The organism is Sphingopyxis sp. GW821-FHT10B01 (genome assembly GCF_059415685.1).
Map to the genome: position 1 here is coordinate 13,190 of NZ_JBWKNS010000002.1, position 17,676 is coordinate 30,865.

19 protein-coding genes are annotated in these 17,676 nt (G+C 65.3%); 10 read left to right on the forward strand and 9 right to left on the reverse strand.

Features of this window, described 5'->3' with window-relative positions; translation table 11 throughout:
- Positions 1-45: 45 nt before the first annotated feature.
- Together pabB and AC07NV_RS04535 are read right to left on the reverse strand one after the other, a co-directional pair.
- A complete protein-coding gene (gene pabB, locus AC07NV_RS04530; RefSeq protein WP_495165162.1) occupies positions 46-1,881 on the reverse strand; it encodes an aminodeoxychorismate synthase component I in 1,836 nt (611 codons plus the stop codon).
- A gap of 35 nt (positions 1,882-1,916) precedes the next feature.
- Positions 1,917-2,453 carry a hypothetical protein gene (locus tag AC07NV_RS04535; protein WP_495165163.1) on the reverse strand — a complete coding sequence of 179 codons (537 nt, stop codon included), beginning with the start codon at positions 2,451-2,453 and terminating at the stop codon, positions 1,917-1,919.
- A 135-nt stretch (positions 2,454-2,588) separates the two neighbouring features.
- On the opposite strand from AC07NV_RS04535, the gene AC07NV_RS04540 reads away from it, so the two are divergent.
- The 8 genes from AC07NV_RS04540 to AC07NV_RS04575 all read left to right on the forward strand — a co-directional run bounded on the left by AC07NV_RS04540 (position 2,589) and on the right by AC07NV_RS04575 (position 9,760).
- Positions 2,589-4,262: a long-chain-fatty-acid--CoA ligase gene (locus tag AC07NV_RS04540; protein ID WP_495165164.1), complete on the forward strand. Its 1,674-nt coding sequence runs from the start codon at positions 2,589-2,591 to the stop codon at positions 4,260-4,262.
- Between the two features lie 229 nt (positions 4,263-4,491).
- A complete protein-coding gene (locus AC07NV_RS04545) occupies positions 4,492-4,926 on the forward strand; it encodes a MerC domain-containing protein (protein ID WP_495165165.1) in 435 nt (144 codons plus the stop codon).
- A 102-nt stretch (positions 4,927-5,028) separates the two neighbouring features.
- Complete coding sequence (locus AC07NV_RS04550) at positions 5,029-5,493, forward strand: Fur family transcriptional regulator (protein ID WP_495165166.1); 465 nt, start codon at positions 5,029-5,031, stop codon at positions 5,491-5,493.
- Between the two features lie 152 nt (positions 5,494-5,645).
- Entirely contained in the window at positions 5,646-7,169 is a 1,524-nt protein-coding gene (locus AC07NV_RS04555; RefSeq protein WP_495165167.1) for a fumarate hydratase, read from the forward strand.
- Positions 7,170-7,181: 12 nt separating this feature from the next.
- Entirely contained in the window at positions 7,182-7,679 is a 498-nt protein-coding gene (locus AC07NV_RS04560; protein ID WP_495165168.1) for a hypothetical protein, read from the forward strand.
- A gap of 71 nt (positions 7,680-7,750) precedes the next feature.
- Positions 7,751-8,680: a M20/M25/M40 family metallo-hydrolase gene (locus AC07NV_RS04565; protein WP_495165169.1), complete on the forward strand. Its 930-nt coding sequence runs from the start codon at positions 7,751-7,753 to the stop codon at positions 8,678-8,680.
- Positions 8,677-9,288, forward strand: a complete 612-nt coding sequence (locus AC07NV_RS04570; protein WP_495165170.1) for a peptidase dimerization domain-containing protein — start codon at positions 8,677-8,679, stop codon at positions 9,286-9,288. The genes AC07NV_RS04565 and AC07NV_RS04570 overlap by 4 nt, the downstream gene beginning before the upstream one ends.
- A 10-nt stretch (positions 9,289-9,298) precedes the next feature.
- Positions 9,299-9,760 carry a VOC family protein gene (locus AC07NV_RS04575; RefSeq protein ID WP_495165171.1) on the forward strand — a complete coding sequence of 154 codons (462 nt, stop codon included), beginning with the start codon at positions 9,299-9,301 and terminating at the stop codon, positions 9,758-9,760.
- Between the two features lie 12 nt (positions 9,761-9,772).
- On the opposite strand, the gene AC07NV_RS04580 is transcribed toward AC07NV_RS04575, so the two are convergent.
- A complete protein-coding gene (locus AC07NV_RS04580; RefSeq protein WP_495165172.1) occupies positions 9,773-10,945 on the reverse strand; it encodes a DUF481 domain-containing protein in 1,173 nt (390 codons plus the stop codon).
- A 133-nt stretch (positions 10,946-11,078) separates the two neighbouring features.
- Here AC07NV_RS04580 and AC07NV_RS04585 point away from each other — a divergent pair, with 133 nt between their 5' ends.
- Positions 11,079-11,354: a hypothetical protein gene (locus AC07NV_RS04585; RefSeq protein ID WP_495165173.1), complete on the forward strand. Its 276-nt coding sequence runs from the start codon at positions 11,079-11,081 to the stop codon at positions 11,352-11,354.
- Between the two features lie 3 nt (positions 11,355-11,357).
- On the opposite strand, the gene AC07NV_RS04590 is transcribed toward AC07NV_RS04585, so the two are convergent.
- The 5 genes from AC07NV_RS04590 to AC07NV_RS04610 form a co-directional block, all read right to left on the reverse strand.
- The gene (locus tag AC07NV_RS04590; RefSeq protein WP_495165174.1) at positions 11,358-12,293 is read right to left on the reverse strand and encodes a TraB/GumN family protein; all 936 of its coding nucleotides are present in this window, start codon (positions 12,291-12,293) and stop codon (positions 11,358-11,360) included.
- Positions 12,293-13,432 (reverse strand): MBL fold metallo-hydrolase, encoded by a 1,140-nt coding sequence (locus AC07NV_RS04595; RefSeq protein WP_495165175.1) that lies wholly within the window; start codon positions 13,430-13,432, stop codon positions 12,293-12,295. The genes AC07NV_RS04590 and AC07NV_RS04595 overlap by 1 nt, the downstream gene beginning before the upstream one ends.
- Before the next feature lie 3 nt (positions 13,433-13,435).
- Positions 13,436-14,083 carry a cell cycle transcriptional regulator TrcR gene (locus AC07NV_RS04600; RefSeq protein WP_495165982.1) on the reverse strand — a complete coding sequence of 216 codons (648 nt, stop codon included), beginning with the start codon at positions 14,081-14,083 and terminating at the stop codon, positions 13,436-13,438.
- Between the two features lie 217 nt (positions 14,084-14,300).
- Positions 14,301-14,780 carry a MaoC family dehydratase gene (locus AC07NV_RS04605; protein ID WP_495165176.1) on the reverse strand — a complete coding sequence of 160 codons (480 nt, stop codon included), beginning with the start codon at positions 14,778-14,780 and terminating at the stop codon, positions 14,301-14,303.
- A gap of 91 nt (positions 14,781-14,871) precedes the next feature.
- Positions 14,872-15,852, reverse strand: a complete 981-nt coding sequence (locus AC07NV_RS04610; protein ID WP_495165177.1) for an NAD(P)H-quinone oxidoreductase — start codon at positions 15,850-15,852, stop codon at positions 14,872-14,874.
- 132 nt (positions 15,853-15,984) lie between these two features.
- Here AC07NV_RS04610 and AC07NV_RS04615 point away from each other — a divergent pair, with 132 nt between their 5' ends.
- Positions 15,985-16,185, forward strand: coding sequence for a DUF1192 domain-containing protein (locus AC07NV_RS04615; protein WP_495165178.1), 201 nt, complete (start codon positions 15,985-15,987; stop codon positions 16,183-16,185).
- A 1-nt stretch (position 16,186) separates the two neighbouring features.
- On the opposite strand, the gene AC07NV_RS04620 is transcribed toward AC07NV_RS04615, so the two are convergent.
- A complete protein-coding gene (locus tag AC07NV_RS04620; protein ID WP_495165179.1) occupies positions 16,187-17,659 on the reverse strand; it encodes a helicase HerA domain-containing protein in 1,473 nt (490 codons plus the stop codon).
- Positions 17,660-17,676: the final 17 nt, after the last annotated feature.

Sequence of the window (17,676 nt, forward strand, 5' to 3'; positions counted from 1 at the left end):
ATTCGCAAGCGCGCGACTTGATAATTTACCTATGCAGCGGACAGGTCAGTCTATCGAGGATGCCGCAGCGTCGGCCAGCCGCGCCGGGATCAATCCGCGCAGCGAATTGCCGATGAAGAAACCGCCGTCCAGATCGGCAAGCCGCAGGTGCGACTCGACCGCGCGCCCCTTGTCGATCAGCTCGGCGCGCAGCACCCCGGGAAGCAGCCCCAGCGCAAGCGGCGGGGTGAGCAACTGGCCATCGCGCTCGACAAAAATATTGCTCCAGCTGCCCTCGGTGACAAAGCCCGGCTCGTCGACAAACACCACCTCCGCCGTGCCGCTTTCGTGCCGCGCGCCATCATAGGCAGCGCGTAGGCTGGTCTTGTGGGTCAGGCGAAAGTCGTCGGCGGCCATCGGCGCGGGGCATACCGCGACGGGCACCGGCAGTTCGGCAAGCCGCGGCAGCGGCGACACCTCGACCGCCAGCGCACCCGACGGGGCGAGCCGCATCCGCACCCGCGCGGCATTGCGCAGACGGAAGGTCGCCGATTGCAGGCTGTTGCGCGCACCGTGCCGATCGAACGCAAAGCCCAACGCCTCGGCGCTCGCCTTCATTCGCGCCAGATGCCCCTCGAGCCGCTGGACGCCCTCGACCGGATCGAAGAACATGGTTTCGATGAGGTCGAAGCTTTCCTCCGCTGCGCCCACAAATTCCCCCTTGGCCAGACATTCACGCCATTCTTCAACGGGTTCGCTGTCGGCGACGATTCCCGATCCCAATCCCAGCGTGGCGCAAGGCCGGCCGTCCTGCAAGCCGCTTTGCGGTAACATCAAAGTCCGGATCGCAACATTGAACGCCGCATCGCCCCCCGGCTCGATGAACCCGATCGAGCCCGTGTAAAGCCCGCGCGCGCCCGTTTCCAGTTCGTCGATGATTTCCATCGCGCGCACCTTGGGCGCTCCGGTGATCGACCCGCAGGGAAAGGCAGCACGCAACACATCGACCGCGCCGACCCCATCCGGCAGCCGCGCGCTGACGTCGGAAACAAGCTGGTGGATCGTTGGAAAGCTTTCGACGCGGAACAGGTCCGGTACCGCGACCGATCCCGGCACCGCGACGCGCGACAAATCATTGCGGATCAGGTCGACGATCATCAGATTTTCGGCGCGCTGCTTGGGATCCGCTGCCAGCTCGCGCGCCGCGGCGGCATCGGCCCCGGCGTCGGCAAGACGCGCCGCGGTCCCCTTCATCGGCCGCGCCATCACTTGCCGTCCCCGCAGCGCAAAGAATAGTTCGGGCGAGTGCGACACGATGGCCTGCTCTCCGGTCCAGATGACGCCGCCATAGCCCGCGCGCGCCGTCCGCCGCAGCCGCGCATGGACGGCGAGCGGATTGCCCAGCACCGGAACCTCGGCGCGGAACGTGAAATTCGCCTGATACATGTCGCCCGCGCGAATGAATCCCAGCACCGTCTCGACCGCCGCCAGATAATCGGCGCGCGCGACGCCCGGTGTGACCTTGCCAATCCACGCCGATGCCGGATCGGGAAGCAGGCCGGGCACAGCATCGGGGTCGATCCGCTCGACATTTTGGAACAGCCCGAACCAGCCAAGCAGAGCACCCCCCGCTTGGGTGTCGACCACCCCGCGCCATGCGGGTGCGAGGCCTTTGCCCGCTTCATAAGCCAGATAGCCCGCAGCATGGAGCCCGCGCGCCTGCGCCGCTTCCAGCGCCGACAGCAAGGCCGGAACCTCCGCCGCCGAATGCGCAGCGAGGATTTCGACCGGATCGACGAACAGGCGCGCCGCCGCGGCGCCCTCGACGCGCGCATCGTCGAGCAGCACGAAGGGAGGGCAGCCGGGGCCCGGAACGGGAATTGCGTCGCCGTCCGCCATCATTATCCTACCAATGTCGATTGCGCGCCGGCCGCGGGTCAGCGGTCGCGCTTCATACGGATCGAACGGCCGCCGTTGACCGAAGCGAAATAGCTGCCCATCGCCGCGACCTTGATCTTGACCTTCTGTCCCGCCTTGGGATCGCGCGGAAGACTGGTGGAGTCGATCTGCACCCACACGGCATCATCGTCCATCACAAGCCGGTATTTGCCGGAAGCATCGGTGCTTACCGAACGGATCGTCGTTTCGATTTCCTTGACCTCATCCTCGTCGCCGCCGAAAATCCCGCCGAGCTTGGGGAAGGAAAAACCGAAAAGGCCACGCCGCGCCTTCTTTGCCGTCTCGCGATCGGTGAAGGTAATCTCGCGCGCCTGGTCGGCACTCGACAACGCGCCGACCGTGCGGTCGAAACAGGCAAGCCGCGCCGTGGCATCGGTGATATCGCGGCAGGCATAGAGTTGCTGGATCTGAGCGGGACGCATCGGCGGCTCCTTGTCTTTCCCGGCCACCGGCATGGCGACAACGCAAGCAAGAAGAACGAGCGGCGCGGCGACGCGATATGACAGCTGCAGCATGGCAAAACCCCTGGCGAGAACGATAAGCGCTGCCTAGCCGCCACGACGGCGCGCCGCAAGCAAGCCCGGTTGCGATCATCGCTTACTGACCCTAGTGTAAGGAACCCCATCCTTCTTAAAAGGACGTCCGCTCGCATGGATAGCCGCTTTTCCTGGTCGACCGATTACCACCACCCCACGTCATGGGATCAGGAATTTGCGCCGCTGTCGCTCCCCGACATGCTCGCCGCCAGCGCCGGACGGCGCGGCAATATGCCGATGCTCGACTTCATGGGCCGCGAGTTCAGCTATGCCGAGGTCGCGCGCGGCGCAGCGCGGGTCGCGCGCGGATTGCAACAACGCGGGGTCAGCAAAGGCAGCCGCGTCGGCCTCTTTCTCCCCAATGTGCCGCATTATGTTGCGGCCTATTATGGCGCACTCGCGATCGGGGCGACGGTGGTCAACTTCTCGCCGCTCTATACCGTCGCCGAACTCGAGGCGCAGGTCGAGGATTCGGGCACCGACACGCTGTTCACCGTCAGCGCCGCTGCGCTGCTGCCTACGGCGTTGAAAGTCCTCGACGGATCAAGCCTCAAGACGCTCGTCGTCGGGTCGGTCGCGGGGGGACTGCCAGCGGCAAAGTCCGTGCTCTACCGGCTGTTCAAGCGGTCCGAGGTTGCGGCGCTGCCCGCCGACCGGCGTGTAATCCGCTTTTCCGCGCTCACGGACAATGATGGCCGGCCCGATCCCGTTGCGATCGACCCCGAAAAGGATATCGCGCTCATCCAGTACACCGGCGGCACGACCGGAACGCCGAAGGGCGCGATGCTGACGCACCAGAATCTGACCGCCAATGCACGGCAGGTGAATGCCATCGACCCCGACCATGGCGCGGCCGACCGCATCCTCGGCGTCCTCCCCTTCTTCCATGTCTTCGCTAACACCTGTGTGCTCAATCGCACGATCCTCAACGGCGGCTCGATCACGATGTTGCCGCGCTTCGAAGCCAAACAGGCGCTGCAGGCGATCAGCCGCACGAAAACGACGGCGCTGCCGGGGGTGCCGACCATGTATCAGGCGCTGCTCGATCATCCCGATCTTGCGACGACCGATTTCTCTTCCCTGCGCATCTGCATTTCGGGCGGCGCGCCGATGTCCGCCGAACTGCGCGAAAAATTCGTCGCCGCAACCGGAGCATCGCTCGTCGAAGGCTATGGACTGACCGAAAGCTCGGGGGTCGTCTCGACCAACCCTTATGAAGGCCCGGTCAAACCCGGCACGATCGGCCAGCCGCTTCCCGCGACGCATATCCGGCTGCTCGACAAGGAAGACCCCTCGAAAGATGCGCCCGACGGCGAGCCGGGCGAGCTCGCGGTCAAGGGACCGCAAATCATGCAGGGCTATTGGAACCGGCCCGACGCGGACAAGGACAGCTTTACCGCCGACGGCTGGCTGCGCACCGGTGACGTCGCGGTGGTCGAGGCCGACGGCTATATCCGCATCGTCGACCGGCTGAAGGACATGATCGCGGTCGGCGGGTTCAAGGTATACCCCAGCGTGATCGAGGCGCATTTGTACGAACATCCCGCGGTCAAGGAAGCGATCGTGCTCGGCGTCCCCGACGCCTATCGGGGCGAGGCACCGAAAGCCTTCGTCACGCTCGAGGACGGCTTCCAGATCAGCGGCGAAGCGCTCGCCGCCTGGCTCAACCCGCAGCTCGGCAAGCATGAGCGGGTGAACGCGGTCGAAGTCCGGCTGAATCTGCCCAAGACGATGATCGGCAAGCTCGACCGGAAAGCCCTACGTGCGGAGGAGGGTGAGGGAGCCTAAGCTTCCTTCTCCCTTGATAGGCGAAGTTGGATGAGGGTGGCGGTGCGACAATGCGCCACCGTTTCAGGCCGAGAACACACCCCCACCGCTGCGACTAAGCCAGCAAGCTGGCGAGTCTCGCTGCCTCCCCCATCAAGGAGGGAGCCAACAGCATTGTCACAATGTAATGTTGTAACCTTTGTCATGTTATGCCATATCTCGCGCTGCAATCGCACCAACGGAGAATCGGGTGACCCATGTCGCCAGCCCTGCCCCTGTCCTGACGCGCCTCGGCGCGGTGGTCCGGGCTGCGCGCGATTCGAAACCGCTCACCTCCCTCAGCGGCGACCAGCTCGCGATGGGACTGTCGGGGCTGTGCCTCGTGCACTGCCTTGCGACGACCGTCTTCTTCGCTTCGCTTGCCTCGGTCGGCGGGGTGTTTCTCGAAAATCATCTCTTCCACGAAATCGGGCTGATCGTCGCGATCGGTTTCGCCTTGATCACGCTCGTCTCGGGCGTGCTCAGCCATGGCTATATGATGCCGTTCGCGGTCGGCAGCTTCGGGCTTGGCATGATGGCGGGCGCGCTGTCGCGGCCGCACGACGGCAGCGAAGTGATCGCGACGATGATCGGTGTCGCGGTCGTCGCGCTCGGTCACGACCTCAACCGCCGCGCGCGGCACTGATCGCTCCGCATCGGAGATGTCCGCAACTTGCGGGCGTCCCCCAAACAGCCTACATTGTGTCGATAGTGGACGCGGGGTTTTTCCGCGCACGAGGAACAGCCAATGGGCAAGCATGATCATCCGCACGTCGAGGCAAGCGGCGCCTCGCTCGCCAAGGCAGCGCAGACCGCGCTCGAAAGCGCGGGCGAAGCGTGGACCGATATGCGGTCGCAGATTTTCGACGCGGTCGCCGAAATCGGCAAGCCCGCCAGCGCCTATGAAATTGCCGACATTGTATCGCAGAAGCGCGGCAAGCGCGTCGCGCCGAACAGCGTCTATCGCATCCTCGACCTGTTTGTGGCGAACAACCTTGTCCGCCGCGTCGAGAGCGCCAACGCCTTTGTCGCGAACAGCCATCCGGGCTGCCTGCACGATTGCATCTTCCTGATCTGCGACACCTGCGGCAGCGCGGTGCATGTCGACAATGACAAGATTTCGGGCGGCGTCCGCGCCGCGGCCGAAGCGACGGGCTTTGCCGCCGAACGCCCGGTGATCGAGGTGCGCGGCAAATGCGCCGAGTGCCAATAGGCTAGGCGAGCACACCCGCAGAACCATCCGGCAGGGGCCTGCGCGTCTCCGCGGCGCGTCTTCGACCCTTGCCGTGCCCGACGCCCCTTTTCACTCCGGCCGTGCAGGTCTAGGGAAACCGCGAATCCTTAAAAAGGGGCGAAAGGCTGCACATGAACACCGTGATCATCCGCGAAGACGATCTGATCGAGACGATCGCCGACGCGCTCCAGTACATCAGCTACTTCCATCCGATGGACTATATCCGCGCGCTCGGCGCCGCCTATGAGCGCGAAGTCTCGCCCGCCGCGAAGGATGCGATGGCGCAGATCCTGTCGAACAGCCGCATGTGCGCCGAGGGGCACCGCCCGATCTGCCAGGACACCGGCATCGTCACGGTCTTCATCAAATGGGGCATGGACTGCCGCCTCGACAGCCCCCGCAGCCTGCAGCAGGTCGTCGATGAGGGCGTGCGCCGCGCTTACCTGCATCCCGAGAACAAGCTCCGCGCCTCGATCCTCGCCGACCCCGCGTTCAGCCGCGTGAACACCAAGGACAACACGCCCTCGGTGCTCAACGTCGAGATGGTCCCGGGCGCGAAAGTCCACATCGACGTCGCCGCGAAGGGCGGCGGCAGCGAGAATAAGTCGAAGTTCAAGATGATGAACCCGTCGGATTCGATCGTCGACTGGGTGCTCGAAATGGTGCCGCAGATGGGCGCCGGCTGGTGCCCGCCGGGCATGCTCGGCATCGGCATCGGCGGCACCGCCGAAAAGGCGATGCTGCTCGCCAAGCAATCGCTGATGGACCCGATCGACATGACCGAACTGCTCGCGCGCGGGCCGTCGTCGCCGACCGAGGAGCTGCGCATCGAGCTTTATGAAAAGGTCAACGCGCTCGGCATCGGCGCGCAGGGGCTCGGCGGCCTCGCCACCGTGCTCGACATCAAGATCGCCGACTGGCCGACGCACGCCGCGTCGAAGCCCGTCGCAATGATCCCGAACTGCGCCGCGACCCGCCACGCGCATGTCACCCTCGACGGCAGCGGCCCCGCGTTCCTCGAACCGCCCGTGCTTGCCGACTATCCGCAGATCGACTGGAAGCCCGATACGGCGGCGATCCGCGTCGACCTCGACAATCTGACCCCCGAAGTCGTTGCGAGCTGGAAACAGGGCGACCGCTTGCTGCTCAACGGCAAGATGCTCACCGGCCGCGACGCCGCGCACAAACGCATCGCCGACATGCTCGCCAAGGGCGAGCAATTGCCCGTCGAGTTCAAGGGCCGCGTTATCTATTATGTCGGCCCGGTCGATCCGGTGGCGGAGGAAATCGTCGGCCCCGCCGGGCCCACGACCGCGACGCGCATGGACAAGTTCATGGACATGATGCTGGGTCAAGGCCTGCTCGCCTGCGTCGGCAAGGCCGAACGCGGCCCCGCCGCGACGCAGGCGATCGCGAAGCACAAAAGCGCCTATATGATGGCGGTCGGCGGCGCGGCCTATCTCGTCGCGCGCGCTATTAAAGGAAGCAAGGTCGTCGGCTTCGCCGACCTCGGCATGGAGGCGATCTACGAGTTCGAGGTCCAGGACTTCCCCGTGACCGTCGCAGTCGACAGCGAAGGCCAGAATGTCCACGTCAACGCGCCGATGCTGTGGCAGAAACGGATCAAGGACGAGGAGTTGCTCGAAAAGGCATAAGGGGACGGGGCGATGGCGGACAGCGAAGCGATCGACCTCTACTCCCCCCACTCGCCCGAGCAGATCGCGCGCAAGCTCAAAAAGATCATGGACGACCCGATGCCGGGCGCAAAGGCGCGCGTGTTCGGCAGGGGCAGCGAGCGCGACATGAATCTGCGCTACCGCCAGCGCGATACGCGCACGAATATGGAACCGGTACTCGACGCGGTGATGGAACCGTACGCGGGCGGCACGCGGATCTCCGGCAGCTTCGGCGCGCCGCCGGGCGCGCGCTATTTCCCCTATATATGGGTCGGCTTCCTCTCGCTGTTCGTTATCGGCGGTATCCTTGCGTTTCTTTACATCCCCGGCGCCGGTCTGTTCGCGACCTTCTTCGCCGGCATTCCGCTGCTGATGATCTTTGCGGGCCTTGCCGCCTTTCGCGCCCAGCCCGACCCCGCCGATGACAAGGCGAAGATTCTCGACTTTCTCGCGCGCGAAATCGACGCCCGACCCGTCACGTCACGGTAAGTCCCCGGCACGACCTTGCGTTTGGCCGCCGATGCGGCACATTGCTGCGCAATCAAAGCAGCAGGGGACGCATGATGGATTTCCGTGAGCTTAACCGATTGAACCGCCGCGATATGCTGCGCGGCACCGCGATGTTGGGCGCGGGCGCGGCGTTTATGCAGCCCGTTCCGCTGTGGGCGCAGTCGGGAGCGATGGCGGACATCCGCAAGGCGGCAGAAGCGGGCAAGGCGGCGTCGATCAAGCGGCTGCGCGACTGGATTGCCCTTCCCTCGATCGCCGCCGAGAACCGCAGCATGCCCGAAGGCGCGGCCTATATGGCCGAGCTTGCCAAGGATGCAGGCTTCACCAATGTCGAGATCGTACCCACCGACGGCCACCCCGGCGTGTTCGGGACGATCGACGTCGGCGCGAAACGGACGATCGGCATCTATTTCATGTACGACGTGAAGCAGTTCGATCCCGCCGAATGGTCGTCGCCGCCGCTCGAGGGCAAGATGGTCGACAAACCCGGCTTCGGCCAGTCGATCGTCGGTCGCGGCGCGGTAAACCAGAAGGGCCCCGAGGCGACCTTCCTCGCCGCGCTCCACGCGATCCGCGCCGCCAAAGCAAAGCTGCCGGTGAACATCGTGCTGATCTGCGAGGGCGAGGAGGAGATCGGGTCGCCGCACTTCCGTCAGGTGGCGACAAAGCCCAACATCCTCGCCGCGCTCAAGAAATGCGACGGTATCTTCATCCCCTTCGCCTCGCAGGACAAGACCGGCGCGGTCGACGTCAATCTGGGGTCGAAGGGCATTATCGAACTCGAACTGGTGGCAAGCGGCGAAAAATGGGGCCGCGGCCCGCAGAAGGATGTGCATTCGAGCCTGAAGGCGATGATCGATTCGCCCGCATGGCGGCTGGTCCAGGCACTCCAGACGCTCGTCACCCCCGACGGCAACACCCCGCAATCGACGGCTGGTTCGAAAATGTCCGCCCGCTCACCGACCGCGAAAAGACATTGATCCGCGAAGCGGCGAAAGGCGCCGACGAGGCGGCCGAAAAGCAGGCGCTCGGGGTCAAGACGTGGATCGACAATTTGAGCTATGACAATGCGCTGATCCGCCTTGCGCAGGAGCCCACGGTCAATATCGAAGGACTTGTCGCCGGCTATACCGGCCCCGGCGGCAAGACGGTCCTTCCCGGCCGCGCGGTCGCCAAGCTCGACTTGCGGCTCGTCCCCAATCAGACGCGCGCCGAGGCCGAGAAGAAACTCCGCGCCCACCTCGACAAACACGGCTTTACCGATGTCGAGATGAACGTCTCGGGCGGCTATGACCCGACAGAAGTCGCCGAAAACAGCATGCTGATCCGCACCGAGCTCGCGACCTATAACAAGCTCGGTGTGAAGACGAACGTCAACGCGCGGCTCGCGGGTAGCTGGCCGGGCGCGACCTTCACCGCGCCGCCGGTGTCGATCCCGGCGGGCCACTTCGGCATCGGTCACGGGTCGGGCGCGCATGCGCCGAACGAATATTTCCTGATCGATTCGACCAATCCGAAAGTCGCAGGGCTCGTCGACGCGACGATGGGCTTTGTCGAATTCCTCTACACGCTGGCGGCGATCAAGTGAGGCGGGGCAAATGAGCGATCTCAACGGAGTTGCGCATGTCATCCTGACCGCAGGAAATTTCGAACGGTCGACCGCCTTCTGGCGCGCGATGATCCGCTATCTCGATCTCAAGATCGTGCTCGACAGCGAATATATGCTCTATGGCGTCGGCGGCCGCACCGCGATCGGCATCCGCACCGGCAGCCCGGAGAATGCCGGGAGGCGGTTCGACCAGGGGGCGCCCGGGTTGCACCACGCCTGTTTCCGCATGCGCGATCGCGCCGCAGTCGATGCCGTTGGCGTTTTTTTGAAAGGCCGCGACGATATCCATATCGTTCATGCGCCGCAGGAGGAGCCTTGGGCGCCTGGTTATTATTCGATCCTGTTCGAGGACCCCGACGGCATCCGGATCGAGTTCAACCATGTCCCCGGCGTCGGCCTGCTCGCCGAGGGGCAGGAGATCGGGAATGCCGACGCATTCGACGGCAGCTGAGTCCCGTTCGGACTAGAAGCCGTACACGAGGGTAAAGCGCGTCTGCGTGTCGACGCGTTCGATGCCCGGCGGCGGGCTGGTGTCGATCTGCGCCGAATAGGCGATGCGCGCCGACAGCGCGCCGGTCAGCTTGGCATTGAGCGCCGTCAGCGAGCTGGTCGAACCATTGGCCTCGCCGATGATCGTCGAGGCGACCTGCGTCAGCCGCAGCGTGGGCGACAATTGCCAGCCGAAATCGAGCCCCGCGAGCGCGGTGAGTTCGGTATCTTCCTTGCCGGATACGAAATCGGTCTGGCGAAAAGCCGGCCCGCCTTTCAGGCTCAATGTCATCTTCTTGCTGTCGAGCACCTTGTAACCCAGCCCGCCCGAAAGATTCCAGCGCGTGTCGTATCCGAGAATCCGGTCATGTTCCCACCGGCCCAGTCCAAAGGCAAAGGCGCGGTCATTGATGCGGTATTGCGGCTCCAGTTCGACCAGATAGCGTTCGACCGACGTCTGGCCGTTCGTGCGCTGGTAATCGGCCTGCGCGCGCATCCGGTGCGTCCAATCGATCCCCTTGCGCGCAAGCGCCACCCCGGCGCTGACCCCGGCCGACTTGGTGTTGCCGCTGCTCTGCGAGGCGCCGATCTGGCCTTCGCCTTTCCAGTTCTGCCAGAATTTCGCCGCCGCCAGCCTTGCGCGCTCGGCCGCTGCCGCCTCGTCCTTGAGCCGCTTTCGTTCAGCGCGATAGGCCAGCAGACGCTCCTCGATCTCTGCCGCGTCGTCAGGACTTGCGGCCTTCGCAACCTGGGCCACCGCCTCCACATCGGCATCCTTGCCGCTCGCAATGGCAGCCGCGAGCATGTTGCGCACGGGATCGGGCGGAATCTCCGCCGGGTTGGCGCTCCGGTAATAAGCGAGCAGCGCGTCGATTTCCCCGATATTGGCGGGGTTCGTCCTTCTGGCGACCTTGGCCACCGCCTCGACATCGTCGTTCTCGCCGCTCGCGAAAGCGGCGTCGATCATCGCCCGAACCGCATCGGGCAACTCGGGATCGGGCTCCATCAGCACCACGGGAACCGGATTGGCGAGCACGGGATTGGGCTGGGGCGGAGTCACCGGTTCCTGCGACGCGTCCGCCGGCGAAACGGCAAGGATGGCGGCAAGCGGCAGGCACAGCGCGGCCAGACGGGGGAGAGTTGTCACCGAAGACGTCCTTCTCTGGGGGGCAGAAGCCGGGTTCGTTCGATCGTTCGCGCGGGGCCGGTGCGCGTACGATGCGCCCCTATAGCCCGAAAGTTACTGGCATTTCCACCCCGGCTGCCCCATCTGCAAACCTATGTGGGTCGCAATCATCGCCATTTTCTGCGCCGGCGTCGGCAATTTCGCGATGCATCGTGCTTTTATGGAGAGCGACGATCCGCTGATCCAGCAGATGGTCAAACCGCTCGCCGACCGGGCCGGGCCGAATATCACCTATGTCTTCGAATTCCTGCTGCTCGTCGGCGCAATGGCGATCGCGACGCGGAACTGGTTTACCGCGATGATGCTCTATGGTCTCTACACCATCTTCAACGCGATGGCGTTCAGCTGGATCATGCAGCGGCCGCGCTAGACGCTACCATGCGGGACCGGTGATCGGCAGACCTTGCAATTTGAGCCGGTCGAGCACGCCGTCCTTTTCGGCCAGTATGCGCAGGGGAACGACCGCCAGCGTCACGCCGGGCTGGGTGGTCGCATCGCGGATCGCGTCGACCCATGTCTGGCGCAGCGCGGGGCCGAAACCGTCGTTCGTCCACGGCCAGCAGCGCCCGAGCGCTTCCTCGAGCGGGTTGGCCATCACCGCGGGCACGTCGAATTCGGTCCACGCGCGGCCGCGCTCGGTGACGATATCGCCCCCGGCTTCGGTTGCGCCCATCGCGGCTTCGAGGCACGGGATATGCGTCTCGGGCGCTGCTGCGAACAGATTGTCGAGCACGTCCTCGCCGCGCACTTCGCCCACCGGCTGGGTCGGGATTTTCGACTGCCGCGCCGCCTTGCGCACGACATCGGATGCGTCGTCGGCGGTATCCTTGTTGAACGAAAGGCGTTTCGACAGCAGGTCGAACGCCGTCATCAGGAAGTTGCCGCGCGCATAATCCTGATCGAATCGCGTTTCGAGCGCCTGCAGCCGCTTCATCTGGTGCGCGTCGAGGTAATTTGCGGCGACGCGCCCCTTCGGCAATTTGGTCAGCCCGCCGCCCTTGAAAATCAGCCGCAAGATATCGCCAGGCGACACCTTTGCCTTGGTGCCAAGGATGACGCGCTGCGCGCGGTCGGTCGCGCCTTCCAGCCGCTCGGGCCGCCACGGCGTCGCTTTGGGAACGTCGGCAATCTCCCCGACGAGGATGACGACACCCGCGTGCGTCTGGATCGTCCACATCGGCGCGCCGGACCGGCGGGCGGTGACCACAATGTCGTCATTTGCCTGATCGGTAGCCGGCGGCTCGCTCGCCCGGGCAGCCGGCGAGGTTACCGTCGCGGCGGCCAGCAAAATCGCCATCAGACCGCGCATCAGGCGACCCCGTGGTACCACCACACCCCGTCGCGGTCTTCGCGCTTCACGCGGCCTTCGACTTCAAGCCGCTTGAGGTGCGCGAGCGCCTCACCCGTCGCCAGGCCCTGATTATGCTCGCCGATCGGGCGGTTGAAGAGTAGCGGAAAGCTGTCGACCGCACGCATAGGCGCCTTCGCAGCCGCTTCGGCCAGATTATACAGCCGCATCCGATGCTCGTCGCGCAGTGCCATCAGGCGGACGTGCAAGCCCTTGAACGGTTCGCCGTGCGCGGGACAGGTGACGACGTCGCCGGGCACGGTGGCGAGCAATTTGTCGATCGACGCCAGCCACTCGCCCAAGGGATCGGCGTCGGGTTCGGTGATGTTGACCGACACGTTCGAACTGATCCGCGGCAACACCTGATCGCCCGACACCAGCACGCCCTCTTTCTCGTTCCACAGGCACGCATGCTCGGGGCTGTGCCCCGACCCGGTGACGACGCGCCACTGGTGCGCCCCCATGTCGAGCCGGTCGCCATCGCCGATCCGCACATAGCTGCGCGGCAGCGGAAAGATCATGCGCTGGAACATATTCCAGCCGCGCGCTTTCGATGCTTCGATCGCCGCTTCGTCCCAGCCCGCGGCGCGCGACTGCGTCAGCACCTCATCGGGGGCGGTGTCGGACGAATCGGCGATGATCGCGCGCGCGGTAAGCATCTCGCCGCGCGTCATCCACAGCTTCACGTCCTGCTTCTTCGTAATCCATCCGGCAAGGCCGATATGGTCGGGATGGAGGTGCGTGCCGATGACACGCGTGATGCGCTTGTCCTTCAGTGCGCCGGCATAGAGCGCCTTCCACGCATCGGAACACATGGTCAGGCAGATGCCGGTGTCGACCACCGCCGTGCCCGCCTCGCCATCGCTGGCGACGTCATCGAGCAGCCAGCTGTTGATATGGCCGAGCGACCCCGGCATCGGAATGCGCGCCCAGCTGATGCCGTTCGCGATGCGGATGGTTTCACCCGCCGCCGGCGCGGCATCGCCCCACGGATAGGTGAGCCCCGCATGGCTGGTCGCGGTAAAGCTGTCGTCCTGGGTCAGCGAGGCATCCGGCGAACCGCTGGCCGCCGGGATATTGTCGTCGTCGCCCACCGACATGCGTCAGGAAGCCGTTTCGTCGCTCGCGACTTCGGCCGCTTCCTCGGCAGCGCGCGCTTCGTTCGCGGCGGTCCGTTCGGCGCGCAGCTCTTCGAGCAGCGCTTCGCGGTCGCCTTCGAAACGACTGTCCTCGGGGGCCTTGATGCCCGCCTTCTTCGCGGCCTTGGCGACGAGCGCGTCGAGTTCGCGTTGCGAGCAGAGACCGAGCGTCACCGGATCCTTGGCGACAATATTCGCGCTGTTCCAGTGGCTGCGGTCGCGGATCGCGCCGATCGTGTTGCGCGTCGTACCGATCAGCTTGCCGATTGCGCCGTCCGAAACCTCGGGGTGGTTCTTCAGGATCCACGCGATGCCGTCGGGCTTGTCCTGACGCTTGCTGACCGGGGTGTAGCGCGGGCCGCGCGTACGGCGGATCGTGTCCTGCGCCTGCTTGCTCATCTTGAGCTTGTAGTTCGGGTCGTTCTGACCCTTTTCAATTTCGTCCATCGACAGTTCGTGCGCGCGGACGGGATCGCGGCCGGTATATTTGGTCGCGGCAGTCTCGTCGGCGATCGCCTGCACTTCGAGGATATGGATGCCGCAATATTCGGCGATCTGGACGAAGGTGAGGCCGGTGTTGTCGACCAGCCAGGCGGCGGTCGCGTGCGGCATCAGCGGGGTGGCATCGGCGGTGGCCATGACGAAAAGTCTCCAAGCGGAAATAATAAGGGCCGCCCCTTGCGAGGCGGCCGTTCGGCGGTTGATGTAGACCTGTTTGGCCGACGGAGCAAGCCTTACTCCCTCTCCCCTCGAGGCAGGAGGGACAATAGCACGCCCCCATCGTCACATAACCGGGCTCGGCTTCCACCCGTGCAATCCGGCGCGGCGGTTAGCTGGATCTTGTAGCATCCGTGCCGGGGCCGGGCCGGGCGGGGATCTGGATCAGGTTGAGGAAAGACATTGCAACCTCTCCCCGCTGGTTAGTGACGGTCATTTTCATGGTCAGGACGCCGCGGTCGGGCTTGCTTTCGGACCGGCGGACATCGACGATCTCGCGCCGGATCGACAACAGGTCGCCCGGCCGCACGGCGCTGCGCCACTGAAGATCATCGACCTTGAGGCCGAGCAACGGCGTTTCGCCGAAAGGCGCCGCATCGACAAACTCGCGCATCACGACCGACGCGACGTGCCAGCCGCTGGCGATCAGCCCGCCGAAGCGGCCCTTCGCGGCGGTCTCGGCATCGACATGCATCGGCTGCGGATCATATTCGCGCGCGAAGCGGACAATGTCCGCCTCGGTCATCTCGACCGGACCACCGGTCCAGACCTGCCCGACTTCAAGATCTTCGAGAAAAAGCGAGCGAGACACCACAACCACCTCCGGAACCGAACGCCGCTGCGTTCGCCATGGCCGGTGATGAGGCCGGCCCGGTTTGTCAACCGTGCCGGCCGATGGCGCGTCAATCCACCGTCAGCACGATCTTCCCGACATGCTCGCCCGCCTGCATCCGCGCATGCGCAAGGCTGGCGTCGGCAAGCGCGAAGCTCTGATCCATCGCCGGCTTCCATCCCCCCTCGGACAATCGCGGCCACAGCGTGCGGTGGATTTCGTCGGCGAGCAGCGCCTTGAAATCGGCGCTGCGCGCGCGGAGCGTCGATCCGGTCAGCATCAGGCGGCGGCGCATCACATCGGCGATATCGAACTCGACCTTTGCGCCGCGCTGAAACGCAATGCTGACGTGGCGCCCATCTTCGGCAAGGCACGCAAGGTTGCGCGGCAGATAATCGCCGCCGACCATATCGAGCACCGCATTGACGCCCGTGCCCCCGGTGAAGGCCTTGACCGCTTCGACATAATCCTCGGTCGAATAATCGACCGCAAGGTCGGCGCCGAGAGCCGTCGCCGCGGCGCATTTCTCCGCGCTGCCGCACGTCACGACGATCTTGATGTCGAACAGCTTGCAGAGGCCGATCGCGGTCGTCCCGATGCCGCTGGTACCGCCATGGACAAGCACGGTCTCGCCTTCGGCCACATAGGCGCGCTCGAACAGATTGTGCCACACGGTGAAGACGGTCTCGGGCAGCGCCGCTGCCTCTGCCATCGAAAAGCCTTTCGGCACCGGCAGGCAGCTTCCGGCCGGCGCGGTGCAATATTCGGCATAACCGCCGCCCGCGACGAGCGCGCACACCGCCTGCCCCAGCTGTTCGGGATCGCCCCCCGGGCCGACCGCGACGATCGTTCCCGCGATTTCCAGCCCCGGCAGGTCGGACGCGCCCGGCGGCGGTGGATAAAAGCCCATGCGCTGCAGCACATCGGGGCGGTTCACGCCCGCGGCGGCAACGCGGATCAGCACTTCGCCCGGTCCGGGCTGCGGCACCGGCCTGGTCGTCGGCTGCAATACTTCGGGCCCGCCCGGCGCACTGATGGCGATGGCGGTCATGCTCTCTGGCAAGCTGGTCACGCTGAAATTTCCCCCACTGGTCCTGTCATCCCCTACCCCCTGCCTCGCCTTATTGACAGAGCAACGACACGGGTCAACAGTCGCGCAACCATATTGACGTAGGGACGCGCCATGGACGACGACGACGACCTTCCCCGCCGCCGCGACGACGTGCTGGCGGCGCTGATCAAACAACCGCTCGACCCGCTGTCGGTCGACGAGCTGGGCGAACGCATCGAATTGCTCACGGCCGAGATCGAGCGCGTCAAGGCACACCGCGCCGCCGCAACGAGCCATAAGGCAATCGCCGACGCGCTGTTCAAAAAGGGATAGTCTACTCCGCCTCGGTGCTCAGCCCGAGTTCGGGAATGCCGATCGATCGCCGGCCGCCGAAATCGGACCGGACCACGATAACGCCCTGTTTTTCCATATATTCGACGAGCCGGCGGATGCGGCCCGGCGAACGGCTGCCATAAGCGCGGCCGAGAATGTCGTCGTCGGGGCAGGCTTCGCCGTCCATCGCGGCGCGCGCGATCTGCAGGAACGGGGCGAACATGTCGTGCGGCAGCCGGTCGGCGACCGACAGCGCCTCGCGCCAGCGCGGCTCGGTCGGATCGAACACGCCCCCTTTTGCCAGCGCGAAGCGACGGCGGAAGGCGGCGAGGTCGAGCGGCACCTTCTTCAGCTTCTGCATCCGGCAACGCACCGAAAAATCCTGATAGAGATAGGCTTCGGGCTGGAAGGCGCTGTCGGGGTCAGACAGCATCTCTTCGAGCATCGCGATCACCACCGCGTCGCTGTGCCCCGCTTCCTCGGCCGCCTCGACGATGTCGAACACCGGCGGAGCGTCATGATCTTCGTGCAGCCCCTCGCTCGCCGCGATCCGCTCCAGCAGCTCGCTCGCCGCCACCGGCTCGGGTTCGGGTGCAAAGACGCGCGGCGCCACCGGCGCTTCCATCTCGGTGAACAGCATCGAGCGCATATCCTCGCCGCCCGCCGACGGCAGCGGCATCAGGCTGTGCGTCCCCATCCGCGTCGCGGTCTGCGTCGACCCGATCCGCACCGACAGCGGCCGGCGCGAGATCGCGGGGCCGAGCCCCAGGAAATGGCCGCGTTCAAGGTCGCGGATCGCCTCGGCCTGCCGCCGCTCCATGCCGAGCAGGTCGGCGGCGCGCGCCATGTCGATGTCGAGGAAGGTCCGCCCCATCAGGAAATTGCTCGCCTCGGCGGCGACATTCTTCGCAAGCTTCGCGAGCCGCTGGGTCGCGATCGCACCCGCAAGTCCGCGCTTGCGCCCGCGGCACATCAGGTTCGTCATCGCGCTCAGGCTCGCGCGGCGGACCGTATCGGACACGTCGCCCGCGACGCTCGGCGCGAACATCTGCGCCTCGTCGACCACCACCAGCGCCGGAAACCAGTGCTCGCGCGGCGCATCGAACAATGCGTTGAGGAAAGCGGCGGCGCAGGTCATCTGCGCCTCGATATCGAGCGATTCGAGGCTGAGCACGATCGACGCGCGATGTTCGCGGATGCGCGCGCCCATCGCCGCAATCTCGCGCTCGTTATAATCGCCGCCGTTGATCACGACATGGCTGTACGCGTCGGCGAGCGTCACGAAATCGCCCTCGGGATCGATCACGATCTGCTGCACCAGCTCGGCGCTTTCCTCGAGGATGCGGCGGAGCAGGTGCGACTTGCCCGACCCCGAATTGCCCTGGACGAGCAGACGCGTCGCCAGCAGCTCCTGGACGTTGATGTGCACGCCCTGCCCGGTGCTGTCGGTTCCGATCTCGATGCTCGTCTTCACGGACGCCGCCCTATCGG